The sequence below is a fragment of the Kribbella sp. NPDC049584 genome (assembly GCF_040675555.1).
In the GTDB taxonomy this organism is placed as follows: Bacteria; Actinomycetota; Actinomycetes; order Propionibacteriales; family Kribbellaceae; genus Kribbella.
On the sequence record NZ_JBFAPF010000015.1, the window covers coordinates 162339 to 182177 of the forward strand.

Genomic DNA, 19839 nt, shown 5'->3' on the forward strand with positions numbered 1-19839 from the left:
GGTGGCCGTGTCTAGAGTCATCGGCATGGAACTGTTGGGCGAGCGACCGGCATGGTCGATGAGCGGCGCAGAATTGCTGTCGACTCTCGACCGGCTGGACGCTGACCTCGCTCGCCGCGAAACGTACCGTCTCCAGCTGATCGCCCGGATGGACGTGCTCGAGCACGCGCAGGAGATCGGCGCACACAACACCGCACAACTGCTCGAGTTCCGCTACCGCCTGGACCGCTCCCGCGCCCTCCGCGACGTACGCCTGGCCCGCTCCCTCCCTAAGTACGACGCCGTATCGGCCGCCCTCCCCGATCCCCACGCCGACCCTGATTCCGCAGACGGCGACACCGACGAAGCCACAGAGGTCGTACTGCGTCCCGCGCAGGCGGAAGCGATCGTGTCGGCGCTCGACCAGGTCCCGTCAAAGGTCCCAGCCGACGATGTCGCCGTGGCCGAACGCGAACTGATCGGCCTCGCACGCCACCTATCCCCGTGGGAGCTACGCAAAGCCGGACAACGCATCCGAGACGTCCTCGACACAGATGGACCAGAACCCGAAGAACACAAGGCCTACGCACGCGAAACGCTCACCCTGTCGAGCGCCGACCGAGGCGTGAAGTTCCGCGGCTATCTCGCCAACGAGAACGCCGAACTCCTCCGCACCCTCATCCACGCCGGCGCCCGCCCCCACAAAACCCTCGACGGCGAACCAGACCCCCGCTCCCGCGAAAAGCGCCAAGCCGACGCCCTAACCACCACCCTCACCATCGCCGCCACAGCCCTAGACGCAGGCACCCCCACCCCACGCACCCCCCGCCCCGCCCCCACACCCTCATCGTCAGCAGACCGACACCACCCACCGCGTACGCCGAGTGCATCCAGCACGAGCGACGCGATCGGACCTCGCGGCTTGATGAGCACAGACATTGGAACCCGCACGGGCGGCAGGACGAACACGAGTGACGCGAACCGCCCGAGCGGCAGCACCGACACCAGCAACGCGAACCGCACGGCCCACAACACCGACACGAGCGACGCCAACCGCCCGAGCAGCAGCAACGACACCAGCAACGCGAACCGCACGGCCCACAACACCGACACGAATGACGCGAGTGACGCGAACCGCCCCAGCAGCGCGGGGGAAGGCGGGGCGGAACAAGAGGAAGCTGTTGGAGGCGCCACGCGCGATGCAAGCGCTGTGACGCTCAACGGTGCAGGCGTCGGCAGTGGGTCCGACGGAGGCGGCGATGTGCCGGGTTTCGGCGCGAAGGCGAACATCACCGTGACCATCGACCTGCAGGACCTGAAGTCGGCCGCCGCGGACGCGATCGGCGAAACCGTGTACGGCGACGGCTTGTCGGCGGCCGCGATCCGGCGCCTCGCATGCGATGCGAAGATCATCCCCCTGGTCCTCGGGACGAATTCCGAACCGCTAGACGTCGGACGTTCCGAGCGCCTGGTGACGCGCGCCATGCGCCGCGCCCTCAACACCCGCGACCGCGGCTGCGTAGTGTGCGGCGCCCCACCGATCCAGTGCGACGCACACCACCTCATCTCCTGGATCGACGGCGGCGAAACCAAGATCTCAAATCTCGTCCTGCTCTGCCGCCGACACCACATCGACCTCCACGCAGGCGACTGGACCATCACCATCACCAACGGCGAAGTCCACGTATCCCGTCCCACCTGGGCCGACCCTCCACCCCACCAAAGACCAAGCTCCACACCCCTGAGCGCCCCGGCACAACCTCATGCCGCGCGTCACTCATCCACGCCCAATGACAACTCTTCGGCCAACACCTCGCCACACCACGGCCAAGCCAATCAAACCCACACCCACGCCACCTCCACCGACCAATCCCCATCCAGGTCGGCACCACACGACAGCACCCCACCCGAGCCATCCCCTGACCACCTGCCCAGCGGGCAGGCGACCAACGACCGCATGCGCGCAGAACAGCCGTCGACCGAGCGTTCTGTGGCGAGGGCCGCTGTTGCGTCGGTGATCCGGCGATCTGCCCTGGGGCGTGAACTGCTTCAGCGAGGCCAGTCGGCCAAGAAGCGCACTGCAGGTGAGAGCAGTGATGACGAGGGGTCGACGGCCGCGTTTCGCGAGGCGGCATACCAAGCGATCTGGGGCGAGACAACCACGCCGCCGACCGACCGACTGACCGCCTCTACCCAGATCCCAATCAGGGATCCCCAGCCCGAGGCTCCGCTGGAGTCCGGCGTCGATCCCGCGCGAAGCCGTCAGCCCATCCCCTGACAACCAACACCGACGCGGGCGGAACCGATCGCCCAGCTCGGCAACCGTCGTGCACTGCAAACGGTTTGGTGAGGGGCCAGCCGACAGGTTTGCTCGGCTCGACCCGGGTCTGACCCGGCGTCGTCGCCGATCTTGCGGACGGACGCTCTCCGGGGGAGAGCTGCGGCGGGTCTTCATCAGGCGTAAGGAATCACCGCGGTGACACGTTAGCCCGCGCGGTTGCTCGGCGACCCTGCACGTTCCCGTCGTCGGTGCAGGTCGGCTTGCCCGGCCTGGCCCGGTCAGACCCGGTGTGGCTCGGTGTGGCCCGGTCCGGCCCGGTCCGGCCCGGTCCGGCCCGGTCCGGCCCGATCCGGCCCGATCCGGCCCGGGCTGACCCGATCTGACCCGGGTCGCCGACGATCGTGCGGACAGACGCGCTCCAGGGAGAGAGCTGGGCGGGTCTTCATCAGGCGTGAGGGACCGGTGTGGTGGGCTCGTTAGCCCTTGCGGTTGCTCGGCGACCCTGCAAGTTGCCGTCGTGGGTGCGGGTCGGCTTGCCGGGTCTGACCCGGTGTGGCCCGACGGTCGAGCCGACGGACTCGGTCCAGGCACGTCTGCTGGCCCGGGTTCACAGCAGAGGTGAGGCGACCAGCGCGGTGGGCGGGCGACTCGTGCCGTCGCTTGTCGTCGTCCCTGCCCTCGTGCTGTCGACGGTCTTGCCGACGGACTCGCTCCAGGGACGGTGGCTGGCGCAGGTCATCATTCCTCGTCCAGCACGACGACTGCACCGTCGGCGTGGTCAGACGCGAGGACCGTGGCGTGCTGACGGCCCGTGCGGTGGCTCGGTATCGTCCCGGGCGCGACCTGGTGGTGTCACGACTTGCCACCGGAGCCGCTCCACGCACGGTAGCCCGGAGCGGGTCTTCATCAGGCACGAGCGACCAGTCCGGTGCGCGCTGTGTGGGCGCGGTGTAGGCGCGACGGCTCGGCTCATGCGGGCAGCTCGGCGTCAACCCGGGTCTAACCCCGCCGGGTCTGACCCCGCCGGCCGATCGGCCTGGACGCCTGCATCGCGTCCGGTCGACACCCGTCAGCAAATCGCGTTCGGACGGCAGCCGGACCCGTCGGCAACGCGCTTGCGGACGGCAGTCGGACCCGTCAGCAAGCGTGCCTGAGGTGAGTCCGTCGCTGAAGAGCAGCGACGGGCTCACCTCAGCGGAGCAAGCGTCACGCCGGGATCCGAATTCAGGTGCGGGGGACCTTCAGTTTGTCCCAGGTTTCGGCGCCGGGGATTCCGTCGGCGTCGCTGCCGGGTTGGGTGACTGAGCCGTGGAAGCCTAGTTTTTGTTGCCAGGCTGAGTACGACTTGAGGTCGCCGGTGCCCCAGGTGTCCTTGTTTGTCTGGGTTTCGTATCTGTCGCAGTCGACCGCGACCAACCGCGCGTGCATTGCCGCGATGATCGGGCTCTTGCGGCCCATCACGAAGAACGACTTGCCCGGGAAGGTGACGAAGCCGGTGCGTGGTTCGGTCGAGTGGACGTACGACGGGCGGCCGTAGCCGGCGATCACGTCCGACCGGCGGGTGTGGCGGTCGCACTTGTCGTCGAAGTTGCCCTCGATGGTATAGATGTTCGAGCCGCTGACGCCGGTAACGAGGCCGACGTGGTCGATCTTCGCTTTGAGGTCGGTGCCGCCCCAGTCGAAGAACACGATGTCACCGCGCTGGATGCCGGCGACGTCCTTGTGCCACTGGCTGTGGTTCTTGAACGCGTGCGCGTGGGCCGTGGTCAGCGCGTAGTACCCGCCGTACGTGACCGCGTTCTGGTTGCCCGAATGCCACGCCCAGTACGTGATGGAGGCGTCACACCACGGGAAGTTGCCGCTGAAAGCTGAGCCGTTCTTGTCGCGGTACCACTTCTGAATCTTGTTCGGCTCGCCGAGGCCGAGGTCGAGTTCGGCCTGGTTGATCATGTCCTCGATGCCGCTCATGAGCCGGCGCTCCCGCTGTACTCCGCGTCGGCCGGCGGGCGCCCGTACCCGCCGCGTTCAGGTGGGCCGAACTCCTCGTCCAGCAGTTCGGATTCGTTGTCGAGCCGATGATCGAAGCTCGGTTCGGTGAGCAAGCGGGCCTGCTCTTCTTGGGACATCTCGTCCGGGTCGTCCTGATACGGTCCGTCGTTCGACCGCACGTCGTCCATGGTCACAGCTCCCCCTCAAGACGTTCTGAGCCCCCAGCCTTGATCTGTTCATCATGCTCCGGCCCAGGATGTTCGTCCACGGGCCGGAGCATGATCAAACGCCCTAGCTCACGCGCCTCATCGACAGGCGGGTCTAGAGCTCGCGGAAGTACACCGCGACCGGGAGTTTCACGCAGCCGAGACTCTCGTAGAACGCACGGGCGGGCGCGTGGAAGTCGTCGCCACCGGTGCCGATCTCGACGTACTCCGCTTGCTCGGCGCGCATCGCCTCGAACGCGTGCTCGCACAACGCGGTCCCGGCGTTCGACCGCCGGTACGGCGCCGAGACCGCCAGCAGCGCGACCGTACCTTTCGAACGATCCGGTTCGACGTTCCAGGCGACGTACCCGAGGAGTACGCCGTTCTCCTCGGCGATCGCGACGTACTTGTGCTGCGCCGGGTCGTGCAACCCGGCAACCTCCTGGTGGTAGTCGCTCCGCCAGTCCCCGTGCTGGTGCTTGAAGATGGTCTCGCCGACCAGTGGGCGGAACGACTCTTCGAAGAACGGCCCGAAGGTGTCAATGGTCAGGTCGATGAGCCGGGCCAGGTCAGCGTCGACGTACGAACGGATCTGCATGGAGTGTGCCTCTCACAACGAAGGTGGAATCCGGGCAGGCGTCACCGGCGCGCCGCGCGTGCGGCAGCGGCGGGCCGGTGTCAGTGCCGAATACGCCCGGCGGCGAAGCACTCCATGCAGAGGATCTTATCGACCGACGCTGACGGGGACGGTGAGGATGCTGCCGGTGGGCGGGCCGTTCCTCAGCCGGTCGAGGTTGTCGGTGATGCTGTCGTCCGCGTGCCACTCCGAGGTGAGGATGCAGAGGGTCGGCCCGTTGAAGTCGGCCAGGGTCAGGGAGAACGGCGCGCGGTTCTCGGGGAGGTCGATGTGCTGGAGGATCTCGCCACCCTCGGTGACGCGGACGACGCCGTTGCCGCCGGTCTGGACCCAGATCGCGCCCTCGGCGTCGAGGCAGATGCCGTCCGGTCCGAGGTTATCGGCGAACACGCGGCGGTTGGACAACCCGCCGTCCGGCTCGACGTCGAACGCGGTCAGGCGGCCCGCGAACGACTCCGAAATCACCAGGGTCCGGCCGTCGTCCGTGAGCACCATGCCGTTCGGGAACTGGATCTCGTCGGCGACCTGGCGGACGTGTCCGTCAGGCGTCACCAGTTTGATGTAGCCGGGTTTCGGCGCCTCGCCGCCGGCGAAGTTGAAGTCAGCGCCGTTGAGATAGATGTTGTCGTGCGCGTCCAGGACGAGCTCGTTGGCCTTCTGCTCGGCCAGGACTGTGATCGATCCGTCGGGCTCGTAGCGCCGCAACTTCTCACCGGTGGTCAGCAACCGGCCGTCGGCGAGCCAGTCGATCGACCAGCCCATGAGCTGTTCGACCGGCACCGAGAAGTACTCCGCTTTGCCGTCGGCGTCGACGGCGACCACCTGTTGCTCGATCCAGTTGCAGAACCACAGCCGCCCGTCGTGCCACCGGGCCGACTCGGGCATCCCCAGACCGTCCAGCAGAATCGTCGGTTCGGACATCACGTCACCTCATTCGTCGATCGGGTCGTTTCACCCTCTACACGAACGCGGTCCGGCCGGATCGACGGCTGAGCAGAAAAAGGATGGCGATCATCGGAAGCGTCACCAAGTACGCCGTACGCAGATCAACGGCTCGTGCCAGGACGGCGAGGATCGCCGGCGCGAGCAGGATCGCCGTACCGGAGGCTAGTGCGCCGACCGCGGAGAGGCGGGCAGAGCTGAGGCCCGGCGTGGCGACCAGGGCGGCGAGGGTGACCGGATAGAGCGGGGCGACGCCGAGACCGGCCACGACCAGGCCGAGGGCGACGATCGCCGGGGTGTCGAACAGGCTCACCATCAAGGTGCCGCAGGCGGCGAACGCACCCGAGGGCAGTACGGGCGACCAACCGCGCCAGCGGATCGGGCCGATCGCTCGCCCGGCCGCCATCCCGATCGGGAACGCACTTCCGAGCAAAGCCGCCGTTGCCGTCGGCAACCCGGTGGCCACCAACCGCGCCACGGCCCACACCACGAAACAGAACTCGACCGAGACCGACAGCACGACCCGCAGCCATCCGATCCCCACATCCATGACGACCTGACGCCCCACCCGCCCCCGCCACTTCCGCCCCAGCCCCACTGCCGGCGCAGAATCGATCAGCACCGCGACCGGCTGCTCCTCCCGCCCACCCGCCTGTCGGAACGGCGGGTCAGTGCGTCGAACAGCCGCAGGCCTGACCGGGCGCAAGCGGCGGGTCAGAACGGCGAGGAGGACCAGGGGTGGCGCGGCGGCGAGCATGGCCAGTCGCCCACTGGGACCGAGGCCGTCGAGGGCGCCGATGGCGAGCGGTGCCAGGATGCCTGTCCCGCTGGCGACGGCGTTGACGCGGCTCAGTCGCACTGCGGCTGTTGGTCCGTTGAGCATCAGTGGTGCGACCAAAGTGAGCATCGCTCCACCCAGTCCGACACACAGCGTGCCTGCGATGACACCGGCGTACACCGGGGCTACTGCGATCAGGACCGCGCCGAACGCGCAGACGACTGAGCCGAACGCCATCGCCGTCGGGATCGACCACGAGCGCAGCAATCGCGGTCCGATGAGCGCAACGACCAGCAGACCGACTGCAAAGCCTGACGACAACAGCGCCAGTCGGCCCGGTGGTTCATCCAGGTCGCGGGCGAGGATGGCGACGCACGCGCCGAGACCGGCCAGTACGAACCCCATCGCCGACAGCGCGATGCCGATCCGAACCTCGTCACCGCGAGCTCCGGAGTCGACGGGTGCCTCCGTCGCCGCGGTCATTCCGAGCCTTTGAACAGCCTGCCGAGCTGGTGCAGGTCAGCCAATTCGATGTCGGCGGCGATGCCCTTCAGCCCAGCAGTCAGCGCACCAGAAGCCCGCCCCGCCGTCAGGCCGACCACGGTGTCCTCGACGACCAAGCACTGCACAGCTGGTACGCCGAGCAGCTCGGCGGCCCGCAGGTACCCCTCGGGGTCCGGCTTGCCGCGCTCCACGTCGTCGAGCGTCACGAGAATCGACGGCGAGATCCCGACCGCGCCCAGCCGGACCTTGGCCAACCGGGTCGAGGCGCTCGTGTAGACCGCCCACGGCAGACCCATCTGATCCAGCAGCGCGGTCAGCTCGAGCGCGCCGGGCGTGGCAACGACATCGGACACGTCGTCGCACTCGATATCCAGCACTCGTGCGACCGCGGCCACACGCTCAGCCGGCGAGAGGTCAGGGCGCATCCGCGTGATGGTCGCCTCCGCGGGGCTCCCGTGCGCGATCGCGAGCACGTCGGCGACGGGTACGCCGTACTCCGTCGCCCAGCGGCTCCAGCTCCGGTCGACGACCGCGTCGGAATCGACCAGGGTGCCGTCCATGTCGAACAGGACGGCGCGGATGTCCCGGATCTCCATGACCTTCCTCCCTATTAAACTCGTCCCACGAGCATAAACTGATCCGGGGACAGAACGAAAGGCAGCTATGAATCCTGTGCGCCGGGGACAGTGGCAGACGGCTTCGGACGTGCTGACCCAACTCACCCGTCAGCCCGGGATCACCCGGGCCGCGGTCGCGCGGACGCTGCGATTGAGCACGGGTTCGGCGACAGAGGTGACGGCTCGGCTACGCGACGTGCACCTGGTGACCGAAGTACCAGCGCCCAGCCAGGGGCGCGGCCGGCCGACCACATTGCTGCGGGCGCATCCGCAAGGACCTGTGGTGCTCGCGCTCGACCTGCGGCAGAGCAGTTGGCGGAGTGCGATCGTGACGCTCGACGGGTCGCTGCAGGATCCGGAGTACCGGCGTCACCGGAGCAGACGCCCGCAGGTCGTGCTGAACAACCTGCGGCGCCACGTGGAGCAGGCTCGGCAGCAGTACGGCGACCGGCTGCGGATGGTGAGCCTCGCCGTACCAGGAACCATCCGCGACAACCACCTGATGCAGGCCCCGACGCTGGAGTGGGCCGAGCTGGATCTGGAGACCGTGACCGAGGGCACCGGTCTGCCGCTGCTGGCCGGCAACGACGCGACCCTGAGTGGGGTGGCAGAGGCACGAACGGGCGCTGCAGCGGGAGCTGGTACGGCGCTGCACCTCATCATCGAGGTCGGCATCGGCGGGACGCTGCTGATCGACGGCGTACCGGCGCAGGGTGCGTCTGGTGCAGGTGGTGAGTACGGGCATATGCCCTTCGGCGACCGATCCCGGGCGTGTCCGTGCGGGGCTCGCGGGTGCTGGGACCTGGAGATCGACGGTCGCGCGCTGGCGCGGCACCTGAAGCAGGGGCGACCGGACGACCCGTATGCCTACACCGAGGAGGTACTGCGGCGCACCGACCGGAATGCGCGCGCTGCAGTGACCAAAGTGGTGTCAGCGCTGGGTAGCGGTATCGCCGGTCTCGTCAATGCGCATGACCCGGATGTGATCACCATCGGAGGGCTGGCGATCCCACTGCGAGCGGCTGCTGAGCGCACGTTCAAGGAGGCCTACGAGGGTGGGCTGATGACGTTCCACCGCGGGTCTCCCCCGCCGGTGCTGCCTGCGACCCTGCCCGACGGTCCGCTCCGCGGCGCGGCCGCCCTGGCGCTCGACCAGCTCACCACCGAGCCTGCGATCGCCGCGTGGGTGGCGCAGCGCTAGTCGACTACCTCTTCGACCACAGCCCTTTCAGCGACCTCAGCGACTTCTTCAGCCCCTTCGACCTCTTCGACCTTCGGCTTGGGGACGATCGGAGGCTCCACCTTCGCCAGGATCTCGACGATGTCGTGCCGGTGGTGCTGGATCTCGTGGGCGGTGTGGCGGATGATCCAGCCCAGCGTGCGCGGCGCCCGCATCGGGTAGTTGTACAGCCCCAGCTTCCCCAGCTCCTGCGGCCGCAGTACCCGCGCAGCCGCACCGAAGTCCTTGGCGTTCCGCACCAGCGCGGCCGCCACCTCCATCGGGTCCTGGTTCTCGTATTTCTCCTGCTTCACCCGACCGGTCCGGTCCATCGGCGCGTACACCGGCCGGTCCTCCGCCAGGCACTGCGCGATCCGCAGCCGCTGCACCTCGAGTACGTCGCGCACGTGGCACGCGTACTCGATCGCGGACCACACCTCTGGCTCCGGTCGCAGGCGCACCACGCTCGCGTCCGGACCGGCCGCGGCTTTCGTGAGCGCCATGCTGCAGTCCGCCGACTGCCGGATCAGCAGGGTCACAGTGCCCTGCAGATCACCGGTGTCGTAGTTGAAGCCGCACTGCTCGCAGTACCCGTCGACCGGGGGCTGCTGCTTGGTCAACTGCTTCTCCCTCGAAATCTCCACGCATGATCGACCGGACCGATCCCGCCACCGAGTGCGAACCCGGCTGCGATCGCTCCGGTCACGTACTCCTTCGCAGCACCAACCGCGCTCGGTACGTCGTACCCACGTGCCAGGTACGACGCGATGGTGCTCGCCAGCGTGCATCCGGTGCCGTGCGTGTGCCTGTTGTCGGCGCGGACCGCGCTGTACGAACGCCGCATCCCTGGGCCGTGCAGCACGTCCACTGCCGCCGTACCCACGTCGTGGCCGCCCTTCACCAGCACCCAGCGAGCACCTGCGTCCAGCAGCAGCTTTGCCGCCAGCTCGCGGTCCTCAATGGTTTCCAGCTCGACACCGGCGACCGGTCCGAGCTCGGTGAGGTTCGGAGTGAGGACGGTGGCCAGCGGAACGATCTCGGAGCGTACGGCGTCCATCGCGTCAGCTGCCAGCAGCGCGTCCCCGTGCTTCGACACCGAGACCGGGTCGACGACGATCGGCACGCCCTCCGGCAGTGTGCGCAGCAGCGAGGCAACGACCCGCACCATCGACTCGGAGGCGAGCATGCCGGTCTTCACCGCGTCGACACCGATGTCGTCGACGACGCTGTGGAACTGGGCACGCACCTGTTCCTCCGGCAGCTCCCAGGCGCCCTGGACGCCGAGGCTGTTCTGTGCGGTGATCGCGGTCAGCACGCTCATGCCGTGCACGCCGTTCGCGAGCATCGCCTTGAGGTCCGCCTGGATCCCGGCTCCGCCGCCGGAGTCGGACCCGGCGATCGTCAGCACTCTGGGCGGTGCACTCCCGACCGGCATCTCAACTCCTGAAGTGGGCGTGGCCTGTCTCGTCAGCATACGGCGAGCCGTCCACCGTGACGGTCCCGGCCGGGCGTTCCTCGTTGCCCTCAGCAACCGACCCGATGACGGTCCAGCCCTCGGGCACGTCGGCCGGCTCGAACGTGCCGACCAGGGCGTGGTCCTCGCCGCCGGTCAGCACGAACTTCAGCGAGTCCACACCGGTCGCTGCAGCGACCGCCTGCAGCGGCTCAGGCACGGTCAGCGCCTTCGTGTGTACGTCGATGATCACCTGGCTCGCAGCGGCGATGTGACCGAGGTCGGAGAGCAGTCCGTCGCTCACATCACACAGCGAGGAGGCACCGGCGAGCGCGGCGCGCGGACCTTCGGCGTACGGCGGTTGCGGGCGGCGATGCGCTTCGACGACAGCCCGTGGTGAGCGGAACCCGCGGGCCAGAACGGCCCAGCCCGCCTCGGCCCAACCCAGCCGGCCCACGTACGCGACCTCGTCGCCAGGGCGGGCGCCTGACCGCAGTACCGGCGGACGACCGTCCAGGGAACCGAACGCGGTGACCGACACGACGATCTTGTCCGACTGGACCGTGTCGCCGCCGACGATGCTCGCCTCGACCAGTTCGCACTCGTCGACGAGGCCCTGGTTGAGCTCCAGCGCCCAGGCAGTCGGCAGGTCGGCGGGACCGCCGAAGCCGACCACCAGGGCAGTCGGCCGCGCACCCATCGCCACTACGTCGGCGAGGTTCTGCGCGGCGGCCTTGCGGCCCACGTCGTACGCAGACGACCAGTCCTGGCGGAAGTGGCGTCCCTCCACCAGCAGGTCGGTCGTGATCACCATGCGGCCGTCCGGCACCGCCATCACGGCCGCGTCGTCACCTGGACCGACCAGGACGTCCTCACCTGTGGACAGCCCTTTGGTGACGGCCGCGATCAGGCCGAACTCACCCGTGCTCCCCAACGTCTCTGTCACGTCAGCAGACCTCCCATATCGCTGACCGGAGTCTAGGCGGTACCGTGACCGGGCAACTATGAGTACGCCCGGCTGTCTCGCAGTACCGCTGCACAGCGGTGTCCGCAGGCGGCCGGAGCCAGCTGAGGACGACTGAGTGGAGAACGACGTGGTGGTCCAGGCCTACATCCTGATCCAGACCGAGGTCGGCCGCGCGGCCGACGTCGCCGCACAGATCGCCGAGGTCCAGGGCGTCACCCTGGCCGAGGACGTCACCGGTCCGTACGACGTGATCGTCCGCGCGGAAGCCCGCAACGTCGACGAACTGGGCAAGCTGGTGGTTGCCCGGGTCCAGAACGTTCCTGGCATCACACGTACGCTGACCTGTCCCGTCGTCCACATCTGAGCCATCCACCCGGGGACTCGTCTGTTTTCGTCATGCCCAAAATCTTTCTGGCCGCACTCGCGGTGATCGTGCTCGCCGGGTGCAGCCCGGGTCCGACGCCCGTGCCGGTCCCCTCCCCCGCGCCCGGCGTCGCCGCCGCCTGCACGCAGCTCATCCAGGCGATGCCAGCGAAGGTTCTCGATCAGAAGCCGCGGAAGACGTCGCCCGAGAGCCCGTTGACCACGGCGTACGGCGACCCGCCCATCGAGGTGACATGCGGCGTCGCGCCTCCAGCCGGTATGGCCGAGGCCCAGTCGCAGTGCTTCCAGGTCAACGGGGTCGGCTGGTTCGCCAAGCAGGTGAAGAACGGCGTCATCTTCACCACTATCGGCCGGGAGCTCTATCTCGAGATGGCAGTCCCCTCGAAGTACTCCCCCGAGGCCAACGCGCTCACCGACGTGTCCGACGCTATCCACAGCCACGACAAACTCGTCACGCCCTGTACCTGACGAGTGCATACTCCCTGGCGAGATCGAAAATCGTCTGCAGGTGGTGTCCGGTTCGAGGCCGCCGGGGCGACGTCTCGGGTGGAGGCGCCTGCGGTGGGCGTCCGGACGATGGGAGCTAGCTGTGAAGTACATGATCCTGACGTATGCGTCGCAGCAGGACTATGACGGGATGGCCGGGAAGGACACCGGGAAGCCTGCGTGGACGCCTGAGGACTTTGCGGCGATGGGCGCGTTCATGCAGAAGTTCAACAACGAGCTGGTCGAGTCGGGTGAGCTGGTCGAGACACGGGCGCTGGCGGCGCCGGTGCTGACCCGGCGGTTCGGGTCTAAAGACGGGCAGTCCGTGGTGACGGACGGTCCGTATGCGGAGACCCAGGAGGTGCTCGCCGGATACTGGATCGTGGAGTGCGAGTCGTTCGATCGGGCGACCGAGATCGCGGCCCGGCTCGCCGATACGCCGGCGCCGGAGTTCCTGCGCGCGACGGCGTACGCCGACATCCGGCCGATCGTCGAAGGCCAGGACGAACTGGTGGAGTGATCGGGATGACCGTCGCGCTTGGGGAGTTGCTGCGGGAGTTGGCGCCGCAGGTGCTGGGGGCGTTGGTGCGGCGGTACGGGCACTTCGACACGGCTGAGGACGCGGTGCAGGAGGCGCTGCTTGCCGCGGCGGAGCAGTGGCCGGTGGATGGCGTGCCGGACAGTCCTCGCGGGTGGTTGATCACGGTGGCTTCCCGCCGGCTGACGGACCTGCTCAGGCGGGAGCAGGCTCGTCAGCGGCGGGAGGACCGGGTGGCGCAGTGGGCGCCGCTGGGTGAGCCGGCCGGTGAGCTGGTCAGGGGTGCGGACGACACGCTCGTGCTGTTGTTCCTGTGTTGTCATCCGTCGTTGTCGCCGGCGTCGCAGATCGCGTTGACGCTGCGGGCGGTCGGTGGTCTGACGACGGCGGAGATCGCCCGGGCGTTCCTGGTGCCGGAGGCAACCATGACGCGGCGGATCACCCGGGCGAAGGCGAGCATCAAGGAGAGCGGGGCGCGGTTCACGCTGCCGGCTGATCGCGAGGAGCGGCTGGGCGCGGTGCTGAAGGTTGTGTACCTGATCTTCAACGAGGGCTATGCGAGTACGACGGGACCGAGCCTGCAGCGGGTGGAGCTCGCGGCCGAGGGGATCCGGTTGGCGCGGATGCTGCATCGGTTGCTGCCTGACGACACCGAGGTGGCGGGGTTGCTGGCGTTGATGCTGTTGACCGATGCGCGTCGGCCGGCGCGGACCGGGGCGCTTGGTGAGCTTGTGCCGATGGCGGAGCAGGACCGGTCGCTGTGGATTCCGGAGCTGATCCGGGAGGGCGTTGAGCTGATCACGGCGACGTTGCCGCGAGGGCCGGTCGGGCCGTACCAGCTGCAGGCGGCGATTGCTGCCGTTCACGACGAGTCACCGAGTGCAGAGGAGACTGATTGGCCGCAGATCGTCGCGCTGTATGAGGTGCTGCTCCAGCTGACGGACAACCCGATGGTTGCCCTCAACCACGTGGTCGCCGTCGCGATGGCACGCGGCCCGGACGAGGGGCTCGCACTGCTGAGCTCGATCGAGAACGACGACCATCTCGCGAAGGACCACCGGTTGGCGGCGGTCCGGGCACATCTGCTCGAGATGTCGGGTGATGCAGCCGGTGCTCGCGTCGCCTACGAGGAGGCCGCGAGCCGGGCAACCAGCTTCCCCCAACAGCGCTACCTCCGCTCCCGAGCAAGCCGCCTATGACCGACGACCCGCCGAGAGTGCGGAGAGGACCCGGCCCGGGCGGGCGGAGCGGACTCGCCTGGGCGGATTGAGCGGATGCGCGGCCTGGGCGGATGGAGCGGATGCGCGGCCCGGGCGGGTGGAGCGGACCAGCCCGGGGCGTCTAGCGCTGGTGGGTTAGCGGAGGCCGGTGGGGCGGGTCATGGCTAGGGAGAGGAGGTGTTCGACGAGGGCTGCATAGTCCTTGCCGGAGGCCGCCCACAGGCGGGGGAACATGCTGGTCGGGGTGAAGCCCGGCATGGTGTTGATCTCGTTGATGATCACGCGGTTGTCGGCGTCGAGGAAGAAGTCGACGCGGGCCAGGCCCTCGGCGTCGATGGCGTCGAAGGCGATCAGGGCCTTGGCGCGGACTTCGGCGGCGATCTCCTCGGGGAGCTCGGCCGGGACCGAGAGCGCGGTGTACTCCTCGCCCTCGGGCAGGTACTTGGTCTCGAAGTCGTAGAAGTCGTGGCCGCCGCCGGAGACCGCGATCTCGCCGCAGACGCTGACGTCGGGCTTGGCGCCGTTCAGGCCGCCGAGTACGCCGACCTCGATCTCACGCGGGTTCTTCGCGGAGGCCTCGACGATCACCTTCGGGTCGTGGGCGCGGGCCACCGCGACGGCTTCGTCGAGCTCGTCGAGGCTGTTCACCTTACTGATCCCGAGGCTCGAACCGCCGCGGCACGGCTTCACGAACACCGGGTAGCCGAGAGCGTCGACCGCCTCGCGGCAGGCCTCCGGGTCGCGCATCCAGTCGCGGTCGCGGATCACGACGTACGGCGTGACCTCGAGGCCGGCGGCCTGGAAGACGACCTTCATGTAGTGCTTGTCCATGCCGACGGCGCTGGCGAGTACGCCGGAGCCGACGTACCGGATGTCGGACATCTCGAGCAGGCCCTGGATCGTGCCGTCCTCGCCCCACGGGCCGTGCAGCAGCGGGAAGACCACGTCGACCTGGCCGAGGGTGCTCGGGACCTGCTCGGGCTCGCTGATCACGAGCTCGCGGTTCGCGCCGAACAGCACCGGCATCGCGGTCACGTCGACCTCGGGGAGCTTGCCGTCGGTGATCGACAGCCGCTCGGGATCGCCGCTCTCCAGCACCCAGTGGCCGCTGGTGCTGATCCCGATCGGGACCACGTCGTACTTGTCCCGGTCGATCACCTGCAGGACGTTGGCCGCGGTGACGCAGGAGATGGCGTGCTCGCTCGACCGGCCACCGAAAACGACGGCGACGCGGGGCTTGCGCTGTTGTTCGCTCGAGTACTCACTCACCGGCTCGACTGTAGCGGCCCGAGGATCAGGTTCCGACCAGGGTTCGGTTAAGACCCCTTCAGATCGCACTCCGTAGCGGCCGGTGTCCGGCTCAGTCCCAGGTGACTGGCAACGCTGTCACTCCGTACACGAGCGTGTTGTCCCGGTACTCGATTTCCTCGAACGGTACGGCGAGTCGCAGCGTCGGGATGCGCGCGTACAGCCGGGTGAAGACCTCCTGCAGCTCGACCCGCGCCAACTGCTGGCCGAGGCATTGGTGCGGCCCGAACCCGAACGCGACGTGTGCCCCGGCCGACCGCCGCAGATCCAGCCGGTCGGGATCCGGGAACACCCGCGAGTCCCGGTTCGCTGAGGACAGCGCAGCGACCAGGTAGTCACCTGCCTGCAGGGTTGCGCCCCCGACCGGCAGGTCGTCCGTGACGTGCCGGAACAGCCCGAACTGGACGACAGACAGGTACCGAAGCAGCTCCTCGACCGCGGCGGGCGCCAGCGTGGGATCGGCCCGCAGCGCGGCGAGCTCGGCTGGGTTCCGCAGCAACGCGAGCGTGCTGAGAGCCATCATGTTCGCCGTCGTCTCGTGCCCCGCGATCAGCAGCGTGATCCCGATCGACACCAGCTCCGGCAGGCTCAGCGGCTCGCCGAGCTGCTCGCCACGGGTGATGAGCCGCGACAGCAGATCGTCCGCCGGCGACGATTGCTTCGCCAGGACCAGCCCGACCATGTACTGGTTGAGCGCGTCGCTGACCCGCATGATCTCGTCCCGATCGCCGTCGACGCGCACCAGCGTCGCGCTCCGCTCCTGGAACTCGGCGCGGTCCGCATAAGGAACGCCCAGCAGCTCGCAGATCACCAGCGACGGGATCGGCAGCGCGAACGCCTGCACCAGATCGACCGGCCCACCGGTGGCGAGCATCGAGTCGAGTTGGGTGTCGATCATCGCGGCGATCCGCGGCCGCATCGCCTCCATCCGCTTCACCGCGAATTCGGTCGCCAGCATCCGCCGCAGCCGTTTGTGCGCCGCACCGTCCGCATGAAGGATCGAGCCCGAGTCGGCTTCCCGCTCCAGATCGGCGCCGGGTACGACGTGGTCCGACGGCGCGGACCGCGAACTCAGCCGGCTGTCCCGGAGCAGGGTGCGGACCTCGTCGTACCGGCTGACCACGTACGCGTCGACTCCCGCCGGGGTGGAGACCTTGGCCAGCCCGGGAGTACGGCGGAACTCGGCGTACTCCTGCGCCGGGTCGAAAGGACACCCGGCCGGCCGATTGACGGGGAAGCTCTCGGTCATGAACCCTCCCAAAGGATTTTGGTAGTGACTACCATATGGCTGAGTCAACCAAAGAGAAGCCACATCCGGCGAGTCGGCGAACCGGTACCCTGCCCGCGGAGGTGCTGATGGGACTGCGCGAGGTGAAGCGGGAGCGGACCCGCCGGCTGATCGCGGACAAAGCGTTCGAGCTGTTCAACGACAACGGCTTCGGCCGGACCACGGTCGAGCAGATCGCGGCGGCGGCCGAGGTCGGGCCGAGCACGCTGTACCGGTACTTCCCGACCAAGGAGACGCTGGTTCTCGAGTTCGTCGAGGATTGCCTGGGCGATGCGGTCAGCTGGTTCCGCGAGCAGCCCGAGCTGGAGCTGACGGCCGGCCTGCAGGCGGTGATCGAGCGCGTCCTGGAGCAACTGGAGACCAATCCGGGGCGGGTGCGGGCCGTGTTCGACCTGGCCGCGCAGACCGCGTCGGTGAGCGCCCATCTCAACGAGCTGATCTGGCGCTTCCGCACCGACCTCGCCGACGAGCTGGTACTGCGGCTACCGACCAACAACCGGGCCGACAACAGGGCCGAGTTCACCAGCGCGCTGGCGGCCGGGATCGCGATGAACATCATCGAGACCGTCGTCCGCGTCTGGGTCGACACGCCCGACACCACCGACGCGAAGTCCCTCGCCCGCCAGGCGATGAGTCTGCTCCGCTCCGGCGGCATCCCCCTGCCCGCCGCTACCTATCGCGTCAGCGACAATTCGAGGTATGACTCCTGAGCTCGATCCCTCCACGGTCGTCGTCCACGCGGGGCGGCCGGAGCGGGTGCCGAACGCGCCTGTCGGTGAGTCGCCGGTGTTCAGCTCGACGTACGTCGCGGGCGGCGATCGCGGGTACGGGCGGTTCGGCAACGACGCCTGGTCGGCGCTCGAGGAGACGCTCGGCGAGCTGGAGGGCGGTCGCGGGCTGACGTTCGCGTCGGGGATGGCGGCCGCCGCAGCGGTGATCGACCTGGTCCCGGTCGGCGGGCGGGTCGTGGCGCCGCAGCACGCGTACTCCGGCGTGGTCGGGCTGCTCGATCAGCAGACCGAGACCGGCCGGCTGACGGTCGAACACGTCGACATCGCGGACACCGAGGCCGTGAAGCAGGTCCTCGACGGAGCTGCCATGCTGTGGATCGAGTCACCGACCAACCCCGCGATGGAGGTGGCCGACATCCCGGCACTTGCCGAAGCCGGGCACGCGGTCGACGCGATCGTCGTCGTCGACAACACGTTCGCCACTCCCCTGCTCCAGCAGCCGCTCCAGCTGGGCGCGGATGTCGTGATGCACTCGGCCACCAAGTTCATCTCCGGCCACTCGGACGTCATCCTCGGCGCGGTCATCACCGCGGACGACGACCTGTGGTCCGCGATCGAACTCCGCCGTCGCAGCCTCGGCGCGATCCCGGGTCCGATGGAGGCCTGGCTAGCGCTGCGCGGTCTGCGCACCCTCGCCCTCCGCCTCGCGCGCGCCCAGTCGAACGCCGCGTTCCTGGCCGAGCGCCTGCTGGAACACCCGCGCGTCAGCCGCGTCCGGTACCCCGGACTGCCGAGCGATCCCGGGCACCAACGCGCGGCCGCCCAGATGTCCGGCTTCGGCGCGATCCTCGCCGTCGAACTCGGAGGGGACGCGGCACTCGCGCAACGGGTCTGCGAGCGCACCGAGCTCTGGCTGCACGCGACCAGCCTCGGAGGCGTCGAGTCCTTGCTGGAACGCCGACGCCGCTGGCCGGCGGAAGTCCCGACGATCCCCGAGGACCTGATCCGCCTGTCCGTCGGCATCGAGCACCCCGACGACCTGTGGGCGGACCTCGAACAAGCCCTCAGCTGACGCCCTTCTTGGCTGCCGGGCTCTTGAGCACAGGCCCGCCGAAGAACGTCAGCACGCATAGCACGACCGGCAGGATGAACGCGATGTTCAGCGGCATCCAGTGCGCGAGGCCGCCGATCAGCGCGGGCCCGGCCAGCAGTCCGACGTACCCGAGGCCGACGACGCGTGCCATCAGCGCGCCGGACGACCGCGGGTCGAGGTTGCCTGCGGCGGTGAACAGCTGCGGTACGCCGCCCGCGAGGCCCAGCCCGAACACGGCCCAGCCGACGAGCGCGACCGGCACCCAGGGTACGACGATCACCAGCGTCAGACCGACCGCGGCCATCGCCGCGCCCCACCGGACGATCGCTGCCGGACCGACCACGGCCGCGACCCGGTCGGTGAGGAACCGGCCGACGGTCATCGCAACCGCGAACGCGCCGTACGCGTAGGCCGCCGTACTCACGGAGGTGCCGAGGATGTCGCGGAAGTGCAGCGCGGCCCAGTCGTTCGCGACGCCCTCGGACAGCATCAGGCCGAACGCGAGTCCGCCCAGAGCCCAGACCAGCTTGGCCGACGGCTTCGCCCGCTGCTCGCCCTCGACGACGTCGTCCTCCGGCGGAACGGTTGCCTCCAGCAAGAACCGGCTGGCGACGAGCGACAGGACGACGCACAGCACGCCGGCCGACGCGAGCGTGACCTCCGGCGGTACGTCGGCCCGCAGCGTCGCGGCACCGACGATCGCGGCGATCGCGCCGCCGATCGACCACATCGCATGGAAGGCGGCCATGATCGGTCGCGGGTACCCGCGCTCGACGACCACGGCCTGTGCGTTCATGCCGACGTCGATTGAACCGTTGCCGAAGCCGATCAGGATCAGCGTGAGGCCGAGTGTCCACCAGTTCGTCGCGAGGCCCGGTCCGGCGAGCGCGACGCCGAGCAGAATGCCGGCCGCCGGGACTAGCCGGCGCTGACCGAGCTTGTCCACCAGCGGACCCGCAACCTGCATGCCGGTGAACGCCGCGCCGCCGAGCACCAGCAGGAGCAGCCCGAGCGTGCTGTGGGTGATTCCGGTCCTCTGCTCGATGCTCGGGATGTGCACGACCCACATCCCGACCGCGAACCCGTTCAGACCGAAGTACATCCAGGTGGCGACCCGAGCGGCGCGCGGCGGCGCGGCCTGCGGTCGCAGGTCGGTCGCGGTCATGGGGCCTCCCGGCCTGGACTGAGGAGCGGAGGGAGCCCGGTCCTGGGGCCTCCC

The 19839-nt window shown here is 68.8% G+C and carries 20 protein-coding genes; 8 read left to right on the forward strand and 12 right to left on the reverse strand.

All coding sequences use genetic code 11. The annotated features are described in order from the left end of the window. Positions 1 to 7 precede the first annotated feature (7 nt). A complete protein-coding gene (locus tag AB0J62_RS37735; RefSeq protein ID WP_363881874.1) occupies positions 8 to 2257 on the forward strand; it encodes a DUF222 domain-containing protein in 2250 nt (749 codons plus the stop codon). 1227 nt (positions 2258 to 3484) lie between these two features. Here AB0J62_RS37735 and AB0J62_RS37740 read toward each other — a convergent pair. The 6 genes from AB0J62_RS37740 to AB0J62_RS37765 form a co-directional block, all read right to left on the reverse strand. Continuing rightward, the gene (locus tag AB0J62_RS37740; protein ID WP_363881876.1) at positions 3485 to 4228 is read right to left on the reverse strand and encodes a peptidoglycan-binding protein; all 744 of its coding nucleotides are present in this window, start codon (positions 4226 to 4228) and stop codon (positions 3485 to 3487) included. After that, on the reverse strand, positions 4225 to 4437 hold the full coding sequence (locus AB0J62_RS37745; RefSeq protein WP_363881878.1) for a hypothetical protein: 213 nt from the start codon (positions 4435 to 4437) through the stop codon (positions 4225 to 4227). Before AB0J62_RS37745 ends, AB0J62_RS37740 begins: the two co-directional genes overlap by 4 nt. A gap of 133 nt (positions 4438 to 4570) precedes the next feature. Next, positions 4571 to 5053, reverse strand: coding sequence for a GNAT family N-acetyltransferase (locus AB0J62_RS37750; protein WP_363881880.1), 483 nt, complete (start codon positions 5051 to 5053; stop codon positions 4571 to 4573). Positions 5054 to 5179: 126 nt separating this feature from the next. Further along, positions 5180 to 6013, reverse strand: a complete 834-nt coding sequence (locus tag AB0J62_RS37755) for an SMP-30/gluconolactonase/LRE family protein (protein ID WP_363881882.1) — start codon at positions 6011 to 6013, stop codon at positions 5180 to 5182. Between the two features lie 37 nt (positions 6014 to 6050). Further along, complete coding sequence (locus AB0J62_RS37760) at positions 6051 to 7295, reverse strand: MFS transporter (RefSeq protein WP_363881884.1); 1245 nt, start codon at positions 7293 to 7295, stop codon at positions 6051 to 6053. Next, on the reverse strand, positions 7292 to 7912 hold the full coding sequence (locus AB0J62_RS37765; RefSeq protein ID WP_363881886.1) for an HAD-IA family hydrolase: 621 nt from the start codon (positions 7910 to 7912) through the stop codon (positions 7292 to 7294). Before AB0J62_RS37765 ends, AB0J62_RS37760 begins: the two co-directional genes overlap by 4 nt. 67 nt (positions 7913 to 7979) lie before the next feature. Here AB0J62_RS37765 and AB0J62_RS37770 point away from each other — a divergent pair, with 67 nt between their 5' ends. Further along, positions 7980 to 9134, forward strand: coding sequence for an ROK family transcriptional regulator (locus AB0J62_RS37770; RefSeq protein ID WP_363881888.1), 1155 nt, complete (start codon positions 7980 to 7982; stop codon positions 9132 to 9134). On the opposite strand, the gene AB0J62_RS37775 is transcribed toward AB0J62_RS37770, so the two are convergent. Genes AB0J62_RS37775 through AB0J62_RS37785 form a run of 3 tightly spaced genes read right to left on the reverse strand, consistent with a single transcriptional unit; the run spans position 9131 to position 11551 of the window. Further along, positions 9131 to 9772 (reverse strand): DinB family protein, encoded by a 642-nt coding sequence (locus tag AB0J62_RS37775; protein WP_363881890.1) that lies wholly within the window; start codon positions 9770 to 9772, stop codon positions 9131 to 9133. The genes AB0J62_RS37770 and AB0J62_RS37775 overlap by 4 nt on opposite strands. Further along, positions 9769 to 10587, reverse strand: coding sequence for a bifunctional hydroxymethylpyrimidine kinase/phosphomethylpyrimidine kinase (gene thiD, locus AB0J62_RS37780; protein WP_363881892.1), 819 nt, complete (start codon positions 10585 to 10587; stop codon positions 9769 to 9771). The genes AB0J62_RS37775 and thiD overlap by 4 nt, the downstream gene beginning before the upstream one ends. Position 10588: 1 nt before the next feature. After that, positions 10589 to 11551 (reverse strand): thiamine-phosphate kinase, encoded by a 963-nt coding sequence (locus AB0J62_RS37785; RefSeq protein ID WP_363881894.1) that lies wholly within the window; start codon positions 11549 to 11551, stop codon positions 10589 to 10591. Positions 11552 to 11702: 151 nt separating this feature from the next. On the opposite strand from AB0J62_RS37785, the gene AB0J62_RS37790 reads away from it, so the two are divergent. From AB0J62_RS37790 to AB0J62_RS37805, 4 genes are all read left to right on the forward strand, one after another. Continuing rightward, positions 11703 to 11936, forward strand: a complete 234-nt coding sequence (locus tag AB0J62_RS37790; RefSeq protein WP_198682133.1) for an Lrp/AsnC ligand binding domain-containing protein — start codon at positions 11703 to 11705, stop codon at positions 11934 to 11936. A gap of 32 nt (positions 11937 to 11968) precedes the next feature. Continuing rightward, complete coding sequence (locus tag AB0J62_RS37795; RefSeq protein WP_363881896.1) at positions 11969 to 12424, forward strand: DUF3515 domain-containing protein; 456 nt, start codon at positions 11969 to 11971, stop codon at positions 12422 to 12424. 130 nt (positions 12425 to 12554) lie between these two features. After that, positions 12555 to 12962, forward strand: a complete 408-nt coding sequence (locus tag AB0J62_RS37800; protein WP_363881981.1) for a YciI family protein — start codon at positions 12555 to 12557, stop codon at positions 12960 to 12962. Positions 12963 to 12967: 5 nt separating this feature from the next. Then, the gene (locus AB0J62_RS37805) at positions 12968 to 14179 is read left to right on the forward strand and encodes a sigma-70 family RNA polymerase sigma factor (protein WP_363881898.1); all 1212 of its coding nucleotides are present in this window, start codon (positions 12968 to 12970) and stop codon (positions 14177 to 14179) included. A gap of 156 nt (positions 14180 to 14335) precedes the next feature. Here the strand turns inward: AB0J62_RS37805 and AB0J62_RS37810 are convergent, their stop codons facing one another. Both AB0J62_RS37810 and AB0J62_RS37815 read right to left on the reverse strand, forming a co-directional pair. Continuing rightward, positions 14336 to 15469, reverse strand: coding sequence for a D-alanine--D-alanine ligase family protein (locus tag AB0J62_RS37810; protein WP_363881900.1), 1134 nt, complete (start codon positions 15467 to 15469; stop codon positions 14336 to 14338). Between the two features lie 91 nt (positions 15470 to 15560). Continuing rightward, positions 15561 to 16757 carry a cytochrome P450 gene (locus AB0J62_RS37815; protein WP_363881902.1) on the reverse strand — a complete coding sequence of 399 codons (1197 nt, stop codon included), beginning with the start codon at positions 16755 to 16757 and terminating at the stop codon, positions 15561 to 15563. A 107-nt stretch (positions 16758 to 16864) separates the two neighbouring features. On the opposite strand from AB0J62_RS37815, the gene AB0J62_RS37820 reads away from it, so the two are divergent. Both AB0J62_RS37820 and AB0J62_RS37825 read left to right on the forward strand, forming a co-directional pair. Further along, positions 16865 to 17506: a TetR/AcrR family transcriptional regulator gene (locus AB0J62_RS37820; protein WP_363881904.1), complete on the forward strand. Its 642-nt coding sequence runs from the start codon at positions 16865 to 16867 to the stop codon at positions 17504 to 17506. Continuing rightward, positions 17496 to 18599, forward strand: a complete 1104-nt coding sequence (locus tag AB0J62_RS37825; RefSeq protein WP_363881906.1) for an aminotransferase class I/II-fold pyridoxal phosphate-dependent enzyme — start codon at positions 17496 to 17498, stop codon at positions 18597 to 18599. The genes AB0J62_RS37820 and AB0J62_RS37825 overlap by 11 nt, the downstream gene beginning before the upstream one ends. On the opposite strand, the gene AB0J62_RS37830 is transcribed toward AB0J62_RS37825, so the two are convergent. Then, on the reverse strand, positions 18592 to 19785 hold the full coding sequence (locus AB0J62_RS37830) for an MFS transporter (protein ID WP_363881908.1): 1194 nt from the start codon (positions 19783 to 19785) through the stop codon (positions 18592 to 18594). The genes AB0J62_RS37825 and AB0J62_RS37830 overlap by 8 nt on opposite strands. Positions 19786 to 19839 lie beyond the last annotated feature (54 nt).